The organism is Aeribacillus sp. SP014 (assembly GCF_054055575.1).
Genome location: NZ_JBSRXI010000001.1, coordinates 1,816,231 through 1,833,063 on the forward strand (window position 1 = coordinate 1,816,231; position 16,833 = coordinate 1,833,063).

At 40.3% G+C, this 16,833-nt stretch carries 14 protein-coding genes; 8 read left to right on the forward strand and 6 right to left on the reverse strand.

What is annotated here, in order from left to right:
• Positions 1–4: 4 nt before the first annotated feature.
• Positions 5–1,477: an aminotransferase class I/II-fold pyridoxal phosphate-dependent enzyme gene (locus ACVIJU_RS08920; RefSeq protein WP_456687490.1), complete on the reverse strand. Its 1,473-nt coding sequence runs from the start codon at positions 1,475–1,477 to the stop codon at positions 5–7.
• Positions 1,478–1,674: 197 nt separating this feature from the next.
• On the opposite strand from ACVIJU_RS08920, the gene ACVIJU_RS08925 reads away from it, so the two are divergent.
• On the forward strand, positions 1,675–2,640 hold the full coding sequence (locus ACVIJU_RS08925; protein ID WP_327855913.1) for an NAD(P)H-dependent flavin oxidoreductase: 966 nt from the start codon (positions 1,675–1,677) through the stop codon (positions 2,638–2,640).
• A gap of 50 nt (positions 2,641–2,690) precedes the next feature.
• Here ACVIJU_RS08925 and ACVIJU_RS08930 read toward each other — a convergent pair whose 3' ends face one another.
• Positions 2,691–3,326 carry a YktB family protein gene (locus ACVIJU_RS08930; RefSeq protein WP_063389651.1) on the reverse strand — a complete coding sequence of 212 codons (636 nt, stop codon included), beginning with the start codon at positions 3,324–3,326 and terminating at the stop codon, positions 2,691–2,693.
• 163 nt (positions 3,327–3,489) lie between these two features.
• Here ACVIJU_RS08930 and ACVIJU_RS08935 point away from each other — a divergent pair, with 163 nt between their 5' ends.
• Positions 3,490–4,284, forward strand: coding sequence for an inositol monophosphatase family protein (locus tag ACVIJU_RS08935; protein ID WP_063389652.1), 795 nt, complete (start codon positions 3,490–3,492; stop codon positions 4,282–4,284).
• 464 nt (positions 4,285–4,748) lie between these two features.
• Here ACVIJU_RS08935 and ACVIJU_RS08940 read toward each other — a convergent pair whose 3' ends face one another.
• The gene (locus ACVIJU_RS08940) at positions 4,749–4,934 is read right to left on the reverse strand and encodes a DUF5325 family protein (RefSeq protein WP_063389653.1); all 186 of its coding nucleotides are present in this window, start codon (positions 4,932–4,934) and stop codon (positions 4,749–4,751) included.
• Positions 4,935–5,083: 149 nt separating this feature from the next.
• On the opposite strand from ACVIJU_RS08940, the gene typA reads away from it, so the two are divergent.
• Both typA and ACVIJU_RS08950 read left to right on the forward strand, forming a co-directional pair.
• On the forward strand, positions 5,084–6,922 hold the full coding sequence (gene typA / locus ACVIJU_RS08945; RefSeq protein ID WP_456687491.1) for a translational GTPase TypA: 1,839 nt from the start codon (positions 5,084–5,086) through the stop codon (positions 6,920–6,922).
• Positions 6,923–6,945: 23 nt separating this feature from the next.
• Positions 6,946–7,266: a YlaH-like family protein gene (locus ACVIJU_RS08950; RefSeq protein WP_232515525.1), complete on the forward strand. Its 321-nt coding sequence runs from the start codon at positions 6,946–6,948 to the stop codon at positions 7,264–7,266.
• Positions 7,267–7,353: 87 nt separating this feature from the next.
• Here the strand turns inward: ACVIJU_RS08950 and ACVIJU_RS08955 are convergent, their stop codons facing one another.
• Positions 7,354–7,554, reverse strand: a complete 201-nt coding sequence (locus ACVIJU_RS08955; RefSeq protein WP_063389656.1) for a YlaI family protein — start codon at positions 7,552–7,554, stop codon at positions 7,354–7,356.
• Between the two features lie 553 nt (positions 7,555–8,107).
• Positions 8,108–8,707: a YhcN/YlaJ family sporulation lipoprotein gene (locus ACVIJU_RS08960; protein ID WP_066250243.1), complete on the reverse strand. Its 600-nt coding sequence runs from the start codon at positions 8,705–8,707 to the stop codon at positions 8,108–8,110.
• A gap of 253 nt (positions 8,708–8,960) precedes the next feature.
• On the opposite strand from ACVIJU_RS08960, the gene ACVIJU_RS08965 reads away from it, so the two are divergent.
• Complete coding sequence (locus ACVIJU_RS08965) at positions 8,961–10,307, forward strand: PhoH family protein (RefSeq protein ID WP_456687492.1); 1,347 nt, start codon at positions 8,961–8,963, stop codon at positions 10,305–10,307.
• A 273-nt stretch (positions 10,308–10,580) separates the two neighbouring features.
• Here the strand turns inward: ACVIJU_RS08965 and ACVIJU_RS08970 are convergent, their stop codons facing one another.
• Complete coding sequence (locus ACVIJU_RS08970; protein WP_066250247.1) at positions 10,581–11,078, reverse strand: molybdopterin-dependent oxidoreductase; 498 nt, start codon at positions 11,076–11,078, stop codon at positions 10,581–10,583.
• A gap of 280 nt (positions 11,079–11,358) precedes the next feature.
• Between ACVIJU_RS08970 and ACVIJU_RS08975 the strand changes: the two genes are divergently transcribed.
• From ACVIJU_RS08975 to pyc, 3 genes are all read left to right on the forward strand, one after another.
• Entirely contained in the window at positions 11,359–11,643 is a 285-nt protein-coding gene (locus ACVIJU_RS08975) for a YlaN family protein (protein WP_063389660.1), read from the forward strand.
• A gap of 226 nt (positions 11,644–11,869) precedes the next feature.
• Positions 11,870–13,042, forward strand: coding sequence for an FtsW/RodA/SpoVE family cell cycle protein (locus ACVIJU_RS08980; protein ID WP_456687493.1), 1,173 nt, complete (start codon positions 11,870–11,872; stop codon positions 13,040–13,042).
• 69 nt (positions 13,043–13,111) lie between these two features.
• The gene (pyc, locus tag ACVIJU_RS08985; protein ID WP_063389662.1) at positions 13,112–16,555 is read left to right on the forward strand and encodes a pyruvate carboxylase; all 3,444 of its coding nucleotides are present in this window, start codon (positions 13,112–13,114) and stop codon (positions 16,553–16,555) included.
• Positions 16,556–16,833 lie beyond the last annotated feature (278 nt).

The following is a 16,833-nucleotide window of genomic DNA, read 5'->3' on the forward strand; positions in this document are numbered from 1 at the left end:
TTTCTCATTTAATCGGTTTATGCTCTTTAATAACGCGAATGTAGGAAAGAGTTGGATCTTCTGTACCTTGAACAGGCAGGCCGGCATCTAAATTTTTTCGGATGTAATGCAAATTTTCTTTAGTGATGATTTCTCCTGGTATGAAAATCGGTATGCCTGGTGGGTACACCATGACAAATTCTGCAATAATGCGTCCGACAGATTGTTCAAAAGGTACCATTTCCGTCTCTGCATAAAAAGCATCTCTAGGTGTCAGCGCCAAAACAGGAATATCGGGCAGAAGGACAGAGACTTCCGCTTGCTTGTTTGCCTGATGGGAAAATTCTTTTGACAAAGCACGAAGCGCTTTTATTAAAAGTGATGTTTCATATTCTGTATCACCGGGCGTGATCAGACAGAGCAGATTGTACAGATCGGAAAGCTCCACTTCAATGTTGTAATGTTCTCTTAACCACAGCTCTGCATCATATCCCGTTATGCCTAGTTCCTTCACAGAAATAATTAATTTTGTCGGATCATAATCATACGTTGCATTCGTTCCTAAAATTTCTTCTCCTACACAATATAGATGATCAATTTTGTTAATTTCGCTTCTTGTCTGATTCGCCAATTGAATCGTTTGCTCTAATAATTCATAGCCCTTCGTTGCCAGCTGCTTTCGAGCTGCATCCAGTGATGCAAGAAGCAAATAGGATGTCGATGTCGTAGTCAGCATACTTAAAATCGATTGAACACGGTCAGGAGACACAAGACCTTCCCGAACATTTAAAATAGAACTTTGCGTCATCGATCCTCCCAGCTTATGAACGCTAGTTGCCGCCATATCTGCCCCTGCCTGCATGGCGGATAATGGCAGCTTGTCATGAAAATGAATGTGGACGCCGTGCGCTTCGTCTACAAGAACAGGGACATCATATGAATGAGCAATATTTACGATTTGTTTTAAATCAGCTGAGATTCCGAAATACGTTGGATTAATGACTAAAAGCCCTTTTGCATCAGGATATTGCTGAAGAGCTTTTTCAACTGATTCTGTCGTTATTCCGTGAGAAATGCCGAGGTTTTTATCCACTTCAGGATGTATAAAAACGGGGGAAGCCCCTGAAAAAATGATTGCTGACATGACCGATTTATGAACATTTCTTGGAACAATAATTTTATCTCCAGGTCCGCAAACCGACAGGACCATTGTCATAATGGCTCCGCTCGTACCTTGTACCGAGAAAAAGGTGTGATCGGCCCCGAAAGCTTCAGCAGCCAATTTTTGTGCTTCTTTAATAATTCCTTTTGGCGAATGAAGATCATCCAAAGGACCGATATTAATTAAGTCCATCGCCAGAGCATTATGTCCGATAAATTCTCGGAATTTTGGCTCCATTCCGGCTCCTTTTTTATGGCCGGGAATGTGAAATTGAATTGGATTTTTTTGAATATGTTCTAAAAGACCTGTAAACAATGGTGTATCATGCTGTGACAATTTTCCTTTTCACCTACTTTTTAAAGGTTCCCCAAAATTAAAAACAAATGAAATTATAGCACTTTCCTTTAAAACCTGCAAAAGGCATTAAATATGGTTTTTAATATCTTTGTGCTTCTCTTTGTTTGAGCTACGTTTTTATAAAGGAGGAATTTAATGCGTGGAAAAAGAATAATACGAAATGGGGAGGGGTAAACATGGTATTTTCAACAAAAATTACCGAATTGCTAGGGATTAAATATCCGATCATTCAAGGGGGACTTGCTTATTTAGCGTATTCAGAATTAGCAAGTGCAGTAAGCAATGCAGGAGGGCTCGGTCAGATCACGGCTATGTCTCTTCCGAATCCAGCTGCGCTTCGAGAGGAAATACGGAAGGTGAAACAAAAAACGGATAAGCCGTTTGGAGTGAACTTCGCCATCGGTCAGCATGGCCGTCCATTTTCCGATATGCTCGATGTGGCGATTGAAGAAAAAGTGCCGGTCATTTCCATCACTGGCGGGAACCCGGCTCCGCTTTTTGACCAATTAAAAGGTGCCGATGTAAAAAAACTAGTTCTCGTTGCGGCAAGAAGACAAGCGGAGAAAGCGGAAGAGCTTGGAGCAGATGCAGTGATGGTCGTCGGACAGGAAGGCGGCGGTCATTTAGGAAAAGACGATATCGGCAATTTCGTATTAATTCCACAAGTAGTGGAAGCTGTCTCCATTCCGGTGATTGCTTCTGGAGGCATTGCGGACGGGAGGGGACTAATGGCAGCATTGGCTCTTGGAGCTGAAGGGATTGAAATGGGAACTCGTTTTATTGCAACGAAGGAATGCGTTCATGCACACCCGTTATATAAAGAAGCAATTGTCAACGGTACTGAACTTGATACCGTCATTATTAAAAGGTCGTTAGGGGCACCAGGTCGGGCGCTTCGAAATAATTGGACCGAAAAAATTTTGGAAATTGAAAGAGAAAGAGGAGATTATGAGTCGCTTAAAGATTTCATTAGTGGAGAAGCGAACAAAAAATATATTTATGAAGGCAAAATCGAGGAAGGATACGCATGGGCCGGTCAATCTATAGGACTGGTAAAAAATATTCCGTCCGTTGCGGAACTGTTTGACGAAATCATTGAACAGGCGAAAGAGATAAGGCGGAAATGGTCCAGCATTGCTTAATTGTTTTCAAAAGAAATAATGGTCAGCGATGCAGCGCATCCTGACCATTTTTAAACAGTGCTTTTTTGTGTGATTTGATAAAGCGGCATTAACGTTTTAAACGTCTCGTCAACCTTTTCCAAAAATTGCTCCCTGCTCATGGAGAGAACTTCATTTTTTGGAAGGTTGATGCCGCATAACATTTCTGCTTTTTTCACCGATTGCAGACGTTGAAAAATTCGTTGAAAATCTTCGTCAGATAAATTTTTTTGTTTTTCCGCATCCGGTTTTGTATGATCGGCTGACCAGAAATAATCTTCAGGAATTTGCTTTCGAATTTGCTGCCAATTCTGTAGAAATTGTTTTCCGATTTCTTCTTTCACAGGGGATTCATAAATAATGGCAAACCAAACAAAGACGTGTGTGCTCCATAATCCGATTTGAAAATGAGGGAGCTTCTTATAACCCCGTTTACTGTTTGCAAATGCAACCCATGTGTCATTGGGAGGATGAACGGTACGGCGGGCATGTTTTGCTACATGATAAAATATTTCATCTCCCGTCAAAGCAGACAAAGTAGGTGCAAAATGCTGTCCCAGCGCTTCAAGTTTTGGGCGCACCCGTTTTTTTAGCTCATCCATTCTCGCTTCTAAACCGTCTATTTGAAAAACTTCAAAATCTTCCTTCACAAATGGCACAAAATCCATAAAAATCCTCCTTGTGTTGTTTGTCCACATTGTAGCACAAACCGACAGAGAAAGAAAAATAATGTGGGTGAAATATTGCAATGAAAAAGGTGAAAAACTTGATTTTCTCCATTTCTTTACAGTATGCTAAAAAAGGTGATTGAATAGAAAGTGGGTAAGATAGATGAACTGGCATGAAATAGATCAAAAAGCAAAGCAATGGATTTATGAGGCTGGTGAAAGAATTCGCCAATCATTTCAACAAAAGCTGGTCGTTGAAGCGAAATCAAGTCCAAACGATTTAGTGACGAATATTGACCGGGAAGTAGAGCATTTCTTTTGGGAAAATATTCGCAAAACGTTTCCGGAACACAGCATTTTAGGAGAAGAAGGTTCCGGTCATGAATTGAAATCATTGGACGGTATCGTTTGGATAATTGATCCGATTGACGGCACAATGAATTTTGTACATCAAAAGCGGAATTTCTGCATTTCGGTTGCTGTTTTTGCGGATGGTGTCGGTCAAATAGGACTGATTTATGATGTCGTCAGAGATGAAATGTACCATGCGATAAGGGGGAACGGCGCCTATTTAAACAAAACGGAGCTTCCGCCGTTACAAAAGAAAACAATAGAAGAATCCATCATCGGCTTGAATGCATCATGGCTGGTGGAAAACAGACGAATTGACCCAGCAATATTAAGTCCGCTTGTCAAACGTTTAAGAGGAACGAGATCATTTGGTTCAGCCGCTCTTGAATTTGCCTATGTAGCCGCAGGCAAGCTGGACGGCTATATTACAATGAGACTTGCTCCTTGGGATTTTGCGGCAGGTTTAATCCTTGTCGACGAAGTAGGCGGGGTTACGACAACGCTTGACGGAAAACCAGTCGATTTGCTTAAAAAGCAAAGCATTTTCACCGCTAACCAAACCATTCATCAACAAATTATCGAGGAGTATATTAAAGGGAAAATATAAAGCTGCAAATGCTGTTGACAGCTTATAGATCATCATAGCTTGCTAAAAAACAAGCATGAAGAAAGCAGTATAAAAAGTCTCTTATAAAAATATGAAAGAGTTGGTATCGTTCGGCAAACTTCACATCGTGATGGCAGGCGAGAAAAATGGAACAAGTGTGGAGCAATTGAAATGTAGTAGCAATCAACGTTTTGTAAATAGGGCTAAAAATCGGGTTGTTTAAAAAAATTTACATAAAATGGAACTTCTTTGTATCCATTTCATTTCAGGCTGGTCTTTTGAAAAAGGCTATTGTAAATGAGTTTTAGCTAAAACTGAACATATTGTGAAACAAAAGATGGGTCTTTGTAGGTTTGAAAGAAACTAATGCCATGTAATAAAGCCCCTCTATCAGTAGAGGGGACGATCTATGTATCATAAACCGTTTGAAAGTATAAAATGGCCGATGCCAAGATGTAAATTCTTTATAATAATCCTCTCTCTCGCATTTTCTTTTTCTGGGTAAAGCCGAGTCCAAATACAATAATAATTCCAATGATGCTAACAACTACTCCCAACAGGCTGCCAGCCCCTATTGCAAAGCCGACCGACACAATAAGCAGCGCCGCAATGGTGGCGAGAACCCAAAATATCCATTTTCCGTTGCCCATTCCCATCCTCCTTTCATCAATCCAAGACGAAAACCATTAATAGCCTTTAAGCCTCTTTCCATCTTTAGTTTATCGAAAAACGTTCAACGTTTCCACAGTATTTATGGTATAATAGCCTAGGTTCAGTTTAGCAAATAGGAGATGACAGTGTGAAAGTTAGAAACGACTTACGCAATATTGCTATTATCGCGCACGTAGACCATGGGAAAACAACATTGGTTGACCAATTGCTTCGCCAATCAGGAACGTTCAGGGAAAATGAACAAGTGGCGGAGCGCGCATTAGATTCCAATGACTTGGAGCGCGAGCGCGGAATCACCATCTTAGCCAAAAATACGGCGATTGAATATAAAGGAACGACCATTAATATTTTAGATACGCCTGGTCATGCCGACTTTGGCGGAGAAGTAGAACGAATTATGAAAATGGTCGATGGCGTGCTGCTAGTTGTCGACGCCTATGAGGGCTGCATGCCGCAGACAAGATTTGTTTTGAAAAAAGCGTTGGAACAAAACTTAACACCGATTGTCGTCGTGAACAAAATTGACAGAGAGTTTGCCCGGCCTGAAGAAGTTGTCGATGAAGTGCTTGAGCTGTTTATTGAGCTTGATGCAAACGATGATCAATTAGAATTTCAGGTTATTTATGCTTCGGCCATCAACGGAACGGCAAGCACTGATCCAACTAAACAGGATGAAAATATGGAAGCTCTATTTGATGCGATTATCGAACATATTCCTGCACCTGTTGATAACAGCTCAGAACCCCTTCAATTCCAGGTGGCGCTGCTGGATTACAATGACTATGTTGGGCGGATCGGCATCGGCCGCATTTTTCGCGGAGAGATGAAAGTCGGACAACAAGTCGCATTAATGAAGCTTGACGGAAGTGTGAAGCATTTCCGTGTTACGAAAATGTTTGGATTTAAAGGATTAAAACGATTGGAAATTGAACAGGCAAAAGCTGGTGATCTTGTCGCTGTTTCTGGTATGGAAGACATTAATGTCGGGGAAACGGTTTGTCCAGTTGATCATCAAGAGGCGCTACCTGTTCTTCGGATTGATGAACCGACGCTGCAAATGACGTTTTTAGTTAACAACAGTCCTTTCGCAGGCAGAGAAGGAAAATATGTGACGGCGAGAAAAATCGAAGAAAGGCTGCATGAACAACTGCAAACAGATGTTTCGCTAAGAGTGGAGCCGACGGATTCCCCGGATAAATGGATAGTATCAGGGCGAGGCGAGCTTCATTTATCCATTTTAATTGAAAACATGCGCAGGGAAGGGTATGAGCTGCAAGTTTCGAAGCCTGAAGTAATTGTAAAAGAAATCGATGGAGTACTTTGCGAACCGGTTGAACGGGTGCAGGTGGACGTTCCAGAGGAATACACAGGTCCTGTCATGGAATCATTGGGCGCGCGCAAAGGGGAAATGGTCGACATGATCAATAACGGAAATGGACAAGTCCGCTTGATTTTTATGGTGCCATCGCGCGGATTAATCGGCTACACGACCGAATTTATGTCTTTAACAAGAGGATACGGCATCATAAACCATTCGTTTGACTCGTATCAGCCTATGCAAAAAGGACAAGTTGGCGGAAGGCGTCAAGGGGTTCTTGTTTCAATGGAAACTGGAAAAGCTACCTCTTATGGCATCCAACAGGTCGAAGATCGCGGAACGATTTTCGTTGAACCCGGAACAGACGTGTACGCTGGGATGATCGTAGGTGAACATAATCGTGAAAATGACCTTGTTGTAAATATATGTAAAGTAAAACAACAAACAAATATCCGTTCTTCGACGAAAGAACAAACGGTCGGAATGAAAAAAGCTCGGATTATGTCGTTGGAAGAAGCACTTGAATATTTAAATGATGATGAATATTGTGAAGTCACGCCTCAATCGATTCGTTTAAGAAAGAAAATCTTGGATAAAAACGAGAGGGAAAAAGCAGCGAAAAAGAAAAAACTGTCAAATCAAAGCTAATGAGTGAAAGGGGGAGGGACGTAGTGACAGAAGAACAAGTAATTGAAAGGCTGTCTTTTTTTGCGCGTCTTTTCCGTGTTCATGAGCAGCATGATGTCGGAATGTGGTATTTGTATATTACCATTCTGATTTTATCAATTATTGTATATAAACTGGGATTTGCTAAGAAGCTCCCGATTTTAAAGTCTGCTATAATCTATTTATTTCTCGCTTTGGGCTGTACGGTGCTGACGTTTTTGGCAATTTTTCTGCCGATTGCAGAAGGATTGGTAGTCGCTGTCCTTATTTTAAGCATATATAAAATTCGGCTTTACTATTCGAAAAAAAATGAAAACAACACATAGCTTTAAAGAAAATAAAAACAGATGTCGGTATGTGCCAGTGCGCACCACCTTCATCTGTTTAACTTTTTTCTGAGTATTTTTCTGTTCTCAAAAAAGCTCATTCCTTTTTCTTTCGCGGTACAAACGGAACTTTCCGGTTGATAGTCTTTTGTTTGTTTTTTCCGTAATTCGATTATAGCAAGTATTGCACATATATGTATGAATCGGTCTATTCCTCAGCTGTTTTGCCTTCAATGATTCGTCATCAATTGTTTCGATTTTATCGCATAAAACACATTTGACTTTCATCTTGCTTCTCACACTTTCTAATCAAATTTTTAAGCTTTGTACAACGTTGTTCGTCTCAGCATCAAAAGGCTTCGATGATAGTTTGGATTGCTTTCAGACAACACGCCTCTATACTCACTCGCCTCTCGCATAGTATATCACGTTTTGCTTCCGCTCACACAATTTCTTTTGCAACTTTGCAAAAGAATCAAGCCAGCAGCGGCTTTATACGACTTACACACAATACAATTTCTATAAGAAAAGACAGAAAAATAAGCTATTGAGCCACTTTCGAGCATTGCAAAAAACATTGTGAGACAGGTCAATACTCTTTATCCAAACCAGAGCCATTTGCATTTCCGTTCCGACTTGGGATCGTGAATCATCCGGCGATAGTCAAGCTATTATTAAAATGAATAGACATACTGATCTTCAGCCGCGCAGGTCAATAGTGAAACAATGTTTTATGAGTTGTTATTTTATTAAATATGACAAAATATCATCGGATTTTGACTAAAAGGTGTTGAAAGCAATGAAAAACGCTTAAGCTTCGGACTTAAGCGTTTTAATGTCTTTATTGTTGTTTTTGGTTTGATTGATCACGCTGTTCTTTATTCAGCTCTTGATTTTTTGACTTCGGAAGCTGATCTTTTTCATTCATCGGCTGCTTTTGTTGATTGTCTGTAGCGTCACCAGGAAGATCCGGCATCAATCTTCCGACAATTTGAGCGAGCTCATCTAGAATGCCGCCAATGGGCCGGCCGTTTTGAATTTCCTCTCCAATTTGGCGGATTCGTTCATTTGTGTCTGGATCGGCAATAACTACAGCATAAGCCCCGTAAGGATCGTTTTTTAATGATTCTGCAACGGAATACTTAATCGATTCAACTTTTGAACGATCCAGCTTTTTGTCGACATCAATTCCGACGACTGCATAATTTCCAAGAACAACTGCAGTTGCATCATTTACATCTGGAACATTTTCGGCTATTTTTGCCAAGCGGCGGGCGATTTCCTGGCCGGATTTGCGATCAACATTTTCCCGCACGGAATCTTTGACAGTAATTGTTCTTGAATAGTTTTCACCACGATTTTCCTCTCGTGCATTTTCGTTTGTGGAACAACCGTTTAAATATAAGCCGACAAGCAAAATAAACATCAAAAAGCTGCGCATGCTATCACTCCTTTTCTTACAAGTAAGGTGTAAAGTAATCCATTACTTATTTCGTGCTTCCGTCTTTGACGAATAACATTGGTTCTAGTTACAAAACTTATAAAGAAGCCTGAATCTTTCGGAGTTAACTCCCGACTGGATTGTAGAAGACATCGGCTTAGGCAGCATCTTTCTTTATTTATTGTTTAATAAACCTTCTATCTTTATTCATAAAGACATATATTTTAGCTAAGGAAGCCTCCAATAATTTCGGATGAGGGAGGAAGAAAGATTGGGCAAGATATATGTGCTGGATACGAATGTTTTGTTGCAGGATCCGAATTCCATTTTTTCCTTTGATGAGCACGAAGTTGTAATACCTGCCGTTGTTCTTGAAGAGGTGGATTCCAAAAAAAGATATATGGATGAAGTTGGACGAAATGCGCGCCAAGTTTCAAAAATCATTGATCAGTTGAGGGAACAAGGGAAATTGCACGAAAAAATTCCTCTGCCAAACGGCGGATCTTTAAGAATTGAATTAAATCATCGTTCGTTTCATGATCTGCAGGAGATTTTCGTGGAAAAAACAAATGATAACCGAATTTTGGCAGTAGCCAAAAATTTATCACTGGAAGAGCAATCAAAGAAAGATGGAAAATCGGTAATTTTAGTCAGCAAAGATGCTTTAGTGAGAGTGAAGGCAGATGCGATTGGACTTCATACTGAAGATTTTCTGAGCGATCGTGTAGTAGAAATTGACCATATCTATACAGGGTTTCTTGACCTTTACATAAGTATGGAAAACTTAAACCGATTTTATGAGAAAAATGAGCTGCTGCTGTCGGAAATAACCAATCATCCTTTTTATCCGAATCAATTTATTTTGCTGAAGGATGCTTTAGGAGGCAAATCATCTGCCATTGGGATTGTCGATAAAACAGGGAAAAGATTGAAAAAGCTTGTTTTTCAGCATGACCATGTTTGGGGAATTCAGCCGAGAAATGTTCAACAAACGATGGCATTCGAACTATTAATGAGACACGATATTCAGCTCGTGACTTTGATCGGCAAAGCAGGTACAGGAAAAACGCTTTTGGCTTTAGCGGCCGGGCTGATGCAAACAGAAGACATGGAATCATTTAAAAAGCTTCTTGTCGCCAGACCAATTGTTCCAATGGGAAAAGATATCGGTTTTTTGCCGGGAGAAAAAGAAGAAAAACTGAGGCCTTGGATGCAGCCAATATGGGATAATTTAGAATATTTATTTAATACGAAAAAAGCTGGCGAGCTTGATGCGATTTTAGCAGGTATGAATTCGATCGAGGTGGAGGCGCTGACTTATATTCGCGGCAGGAGCATCCCGGAACAATTTATCATCATCGATGAAGCGCAAAATTTGACGAAACATGAAGTGAAGACGATTTTAACAAGAGTTGGCGAAAAAAGCAAAATTGTGTTGATGGGGGATCCAGGACAAATTGATCATCCTTATTTAGATGAATATAACAATGGGTTGACCTATGTAGTGGAAAAATTTAAAGATCAAGCAATTGCCGGGCATGTAAAATTACTGAAAGGCGAACGATCCCAATTGGCGCAAATAGCAGCAGATTTGTTATGAAAAAGTGAGATGCTGTAGTTTCAAAAGCCTCAGGGGTCAGAGATAAAAGTGTGAGCTTTGCAGAAGCTGATTTATCTTAAGCTCTTTGCAGCATCCAAAAAGATTTTTTGCGCTAACATTTGCGATTCTGCTCAAATTGTGAGCAATGGAAAAAAAGGGATTGTCCAGAAAGTCAAATCGCCATTGGTAATAAACACCGATATATCAACGTTTCTAAAACATTAATGGGGGCGTCAATAAGCCGTAAAACGACTTATTAGACACCCCCAAAAATTATTTTACGATTATTGCTCTCACCTTTTTAATTGGATCATTGCGGTTCGAGCCATCTCCGTAAATGATGTGGACAGGGCCGTCTTCTTTTAACGGTTTTCCTTCCATGCTAAATGCCAAAATGCATTCTTCTGCTTTTTCAATCGGCATTTCGACTTCGCCGTTTTCGGTTTCAAAAACGACCGTTTTGGCGTTCGTTAACGGTTCAGCATTTGATAAAAACGGTTTAAGCGGCATGCCGAAAGTCCCGGTAAGCACCTTTTCTTTTTCAAATTTTTGTTCCGTTTTTAAAGTAGGCGGAAATACAGCTCCCTCCTGAATCTCCCGTTGCCATTGATTTGCTGTTTTTTGCACATAGTCCTCTTCTATGTTTTCCTCTTTGCGGCCTTGATCAAAATATGTATTTAAATCAATGCGGCGGTCATCAAAGATCCAAACACCTGGGTCCAAAGTAATTGGAAATTTTACATTCCCTTTTATTTGAATAATATCGCTCATGAGCATCCCTCCACGTTAAAGTATAAGCGCTTTTATGGATTTTGTCACATTCCGTTGCCCATTTCAGTTCAAAAAGGCGACAGTCAGGCGGCTGAGTCCAGACGCGGCAAATCAATCAGACGAATTCTTCTAGCATTTTTTTGGAAGGTTCATACATATATATGAACAACTTTAAAATTATTAGGGAAGGAGGGTGCGTGTTTCCTTGCAATTTTCCTTTATAACATTTAATATTAATAGATAGAATAGGGATTCCTTAATGGGGAACGGAGGGATTCAGATGGCATCATTTGAAATGGTTCTTAGTCACCGGGAAAAGGCTCTTTCGCTTTTAAAGGCGGATGCAGATAAAATCATGAAATTGATTAAAGTACAAATGGACAATTTGACAATGCCTCAATGTCCTCTTTATGAAGAGGTTTTAGATACGCAAATGTTCGGATTATCTCGGGAAATTGACTTTGCTGTCAGACTAGGCCTGATTGAAGAACGCGAGGGAAAAGCTCTGCTTGATGAGCTTGAGCGTGAGCTGTCAGCTCTGCACGAGGCATTTGTACGAAAATAAAAAGCTTGCTCAAACCGGTAAAAAAAGGTTTGGGCTTTTATTTTATCTTTTCCATTTATCATATCGACCTTCCACAATAGGTGTTCCTTCGCAATTTTTATTTTGCCATTGAGAAAATGAATTGTTCAAAGTATAATAGAAAATAAATTTTCTTTACACTTATGAAAACAATGACTGTGTATTTATTTTGCAACAAGAAGAGCAGCAAGTCGTAAGGAAGATGAACATGTTGAAACGAATTTTAAAATCATATGATTATTCGCTTATTTTAGCAGTTTTCTTATTATGCGGTTTCGGCTTGGTCATGGTGTACAGTTCAAGTATGATCATGGCAGTCACGAGGTATTATACGGAAAGCGATTATTTTTTTCGCAAGCAATTGTCCTCGCTCCTGCTTGCAACGATAGCTTTTCTAGTAATGATGTTTTTTCCGTACCGCGCTCTGCTGAACGGAAAATTTATAAGAATTTTGTTTTTTGGATCGATTGCTGTTCTCGGGCTGTTATTTGTTTTTGGACATGTTGCCGGCGGTTCGCAAAGCTGGTTTAAAGTTGCCGGAAGAGCCATTCAGCCGGGAGAATTTGTCAAGCTTTCCGCCATTATTTATTTATCAGCTGTATACGAAAAAAAGCAATCGTACATATGGCACTTTGGAAAGGGAGCATTGCCTCCGGTAATCTTTACCGTATTGATTTGCGTTTTTGTTATGCTTCAGCCTGACATTGGGACATCATTCATTATTGGAATGATTGCCTTGTCTATTATTTTATGTTCAGGTATGGGCATCAAAAACATGTTAAAGTTAGTATTGCTTGCTTTATTTTTCTTATTGCTGCTAAGTCCGCTCATTTTATTTAAGGCCGATGATATTTTTAGTAAAGAACGTCTTTCCCGCTTTACAGGGTATACGGATCCATTTGAACATGAAGACGGAGCAGGTTATCAGCTCGTCAATTCATATATTGCGATCGGATCCGGAGGTCTTACTGGACTGGGGCTGGGGGAAAGCGTGCAAAAATACGGATATTTGCCGGAAGCGCACACTGATTTTATTATGGCCGTTGTAGCGGAAGAGCTAGGTATTTTCGGTGTATTATTTGTTCTTACGCTTTTGGCGTTTATCGTTTTAAAAGGCCTCTATATTGCAAGAAAATGCACCGACCCGTTTGGTACATTGATTGCCGTAGGAGTTTCAAGCATGATCGCCATTCAAACGGCCGTCAACTTGGGAGGAGTGACAGGGCTGATCCCGATCACTGGTGTTACATTGCCGTTTGTCAGTTATGGAGGCTCATCGTTATTAGTACTATTAATATCGATGGGATTGTTAGTGAATGTTTCAATGTTTGTCAATTACCGGGAGCAATATAAAAAAGAAAAAGAAATTGCAAGCATGTAATCGTTCCGCCATATGCTGCTCTAATTTTATTTTCTTGAAAATCTAATATACACTGCAAGGGGGATTTATATGACGAACAGAAAAATTGAAAAAATCTTAGTAGCAAACCGTGGAGAAATCGCGATTCGGGTATTTCGAGCTTGCAATGAATTGAATATCCGAACCGTTGCAATTTATTCCAGGGAAGATTCAGGTTCTTATCATCGATATAAAGCAGATGAAGCTTATTTAGTTGGCGAAGGAAAAAAACCGATCGAAGCATATCTCGATATTGACGGTATCATTGAAATTGCAAAAGCTCATGACGTGGATGCTATTCATCCCGGATACGGTTTTTTATCTGAAAATATCGAATTTGCTAGAAAATGCGAAGAAGCCGGAATCATTTTTATCGGCCCTAGAACAGAGCACTTAGATATGTTTGGCGATAAAGTGAAAGCTAGACATCAGGCGGAAAAGGCCGGAATTCCAGTCATTCCAGGCAGCAACGGTCCAGTCAAAAGCTTGGATGAAGTGATTCAGTTTGGTGAAGAATACGGGTATCCGTTTATCATTAAAGCTGCTCTTGGCGGCGGAGGCCGGGGTATGCGCATAGTCCGTTCAAAGGCTGGAGTAAAGGATTCTTATGAACGAGCTAAATCGGAAGCAAAAGCTGCATTCGGCAGCGACGAAGTGTATGTAGAAAAGCTGATCGAAAATCCGAAGCATATTGAAGTGCAAATCATTGGTGACCACGATGGAAACATTGTTCATCTTTATGAGAGGGACTGTTCTGTCCAACGTCGTCATCAAAAAGTCGTGGAAGTTGCTCCAAGCGTTTCTTTAAAGCAGGAATTAAGGGATAAAATTTGCGAAGCGGCTGTACGGTTAATGAAAAATGTCAACTATGTCAATGCAGGTACGGTGGAATTTTTAGTTTCCGGCGATGACTTTTATTTCATCGAAGTAAATCCGCGTGTTCAAGTAGAACATACGATTACTGAAATGATTACAGGGATAGATATCGTTCAAACACAAATTCTTGTGGCAGAAGGCCACTCAATTCACAGCCCGGAAGTTGGAATTCCAAGACAGGAAGACATTAAAACATGGGGATATGCTATTCAAGCAAGGGTGACGACGGAAGATCCGCTGAACAATTTCATGCCGGACACTGGAAAAATTATGGCGTATCGTTCCGGAGGCGGCTTTGGCGTTCGATTGGATACCGGAAACAGCTTCCAAGGCGCTGTTATTACACCTTATTATGATTCATTGCTTGTAAAAGTATCGACATGGGCGCTATCGTTTGAGCAAGCTGCCAGAAAAATGATTCGAAATTTAAGAGAATTTCGAGTTCGCGGAATAAAAACAAATATTCCTTTTTTGGAAAATGTCATTAAACATGAGAAATTTTTATCTGGAGAATATGATACGTCCTTTATTGATTCATCACCTGAGCTGTTCGTTTTCCCGAAACAACGAGATCGGGGAACAAAAATGCTCACATATATTGGGAATGTGACGGTGAACGGTTTTCCAGGCATCGGGAAAAAGAAAAAACCAGTATTTGATGAGCCACCAATTCCGCACGTAAAATTATCGGAGCCTATTCCAGAAGGAACGAAACAAATTTTAGAGAAAGAAGGAGTCGACGGCCTTGTTAAATGGGTAAAAGAACAAAAACAAGTGCTGTTGACGGATACGACTTTCCGAGATGCTCATCAATCATTGCTGGCAACTCGCGTGCGTACAAATGATATTAAAAAGATTGCTGAACCTACTGCGAGATTGCTTCCAAACCTGTTTTCGCTTGAGATGTGGGGAGGAGCAACGTTTGATGTTGCCTATCGCTTTTTAAAAGAAGATCCGTGGGAAAGACTTCAAATTGTCAGAAAGCATGTGCCAAACTTGCTTCTGCAAATGCTTTTGCGCGCATCGAATGCTGTCGGATATAAAAACTATCCAGATAATGTAATTAAAGAATTTGTCGAAAGATCAGCGGAAGCAGGCATTGATGTGTTCAGAATCTTTGACAGCTTAAACTGGGTAAAAGGGATGACCCTTGCCATCGATGCCGTCCGTAAAACCGGAAAAATTGCCGAAGCAGCCATCTGTTATACAGGGGATATTCTCGATCCAACAAGAAGAAAATATGATTTGAATTATTACAAACAGATGGCAAAAGAATTGGAAGCATCAGGTGCACAAATTTTAGGCATTAAAGATATGGCAGGACTGTTGAAGCCACAGGCGGCATATGAGCTTATTTCAGTGTTAAAAGAAACGGTCGATCTGCCAATTCATTTGCATACACATGATACGAGCGGAAACGGCATATACACATATGCCAAAGCGATCGAAGCAGGAGTCGATATTATAGATACGGCGTTGAGCTCAATGGCCGGTTTAACTTCTCAGCCAAGTGCCAATTCTTTATATTATGCGCTTGAAGGTTCGGAAAGAAGACCGAATGTTAACATTCAATCATTGGAAAAGCTGTCTCAATATTGGGAAGAAGTTCGCAAATATTATCAAGACTTTGAAAGCGGCATGAAAGCTCCTCATTCAGAAGTTTATGTACATGAAATGCCTGGCGGACAATACAGCAATTTACAGCAGCAGGCGAAGGCTGTAGGTTTGGGTGACCGCTGGGAGGAAGTGAAAGAAATGTACAGCCGCGTCAACCAAATGTTTGGCGATATTGTCAAAGTAACTCCGTCATCAAAAGTTGTTGGTGACATGGCGCTCTTTATGGTTCAGAACAATTTAACGGAAGAAGACGTATATGAGCGTGGAGAATCGCTTGACTTCCCAGATTCAGTCATTGAATTTTTTGCCGGATATCTCGGCCAGCCGTACGGAGGCTTTCCGAAAGAGCTCCAGCGCGTGATTTTAAAAGGCCGTGAGCCGATTACAGTTAGACCTGGGGAGCTATTGGAGCCGGTTAATTTCCAAGCATTAAAAGAAGAACTGGAGCAGCTGCTCCATCGTGAGCCGACGCCTTACGAGACGATTGCTTATGCACTGTATCCAAAAGTGTTCACGGAATATTTGAAAACATATGAACAATATGGAAACATTTCTGTTTTAGATACACCGACATTCTTCTACGGAATGCGTTTAGGCGAAGAAATTGAAGTGGAAATAGAAAAAGGAAAAACGCTGATTGTGAAGCTAGTTTCCATTGGCCAACCGCAGCCTGATGGAACGCGGATCGTGTACTTTGAATTAAACGGTCAGCCGCGTGAGGTTGTCATTAAAGACGAGAGCATCAAATCAACTGTTCAGCAAAGAGTCAAAGCAGATCCGCAAAACCCTGAACATATTGGAGCGTCTATGCCTGGAACAGTAATTAAAGTCTTGGTAGAAAAAGGCGAAAAAGTAAATAAGGGCGATCATTTAATGATCACTGAATCAATGAAAATGGAAACGACTGTTCAAGCTCCATTTGCAGGTGTTATTAAAGATATTTATGTGAAGAGCGGAGAAGCTATTCAAACAGGTGATTTGTTAATCGAAATCACTAAATAATAAATTTTGTGCCAGCCATTTTTGGCTGGTTTTTTTATGTAAAATTTTAAAATTTAAAACTTCGTTTCGAAAAAACTATTGAAAATGATTTTCACTCATGTTATTCTTTAATTAATGATGAAAATCATTCTCAAGAAAGGCTGTGACGACATGACAATGCTTTTTGTCGGTAGTACGGTTTTGATTTATAGCATTTTAATCGGATATGTTTTGAAGCGAGTCGACTCAAATTCATAAATAAATTTTTCATATATTACATAGCGGGGATTGGCAAAAAA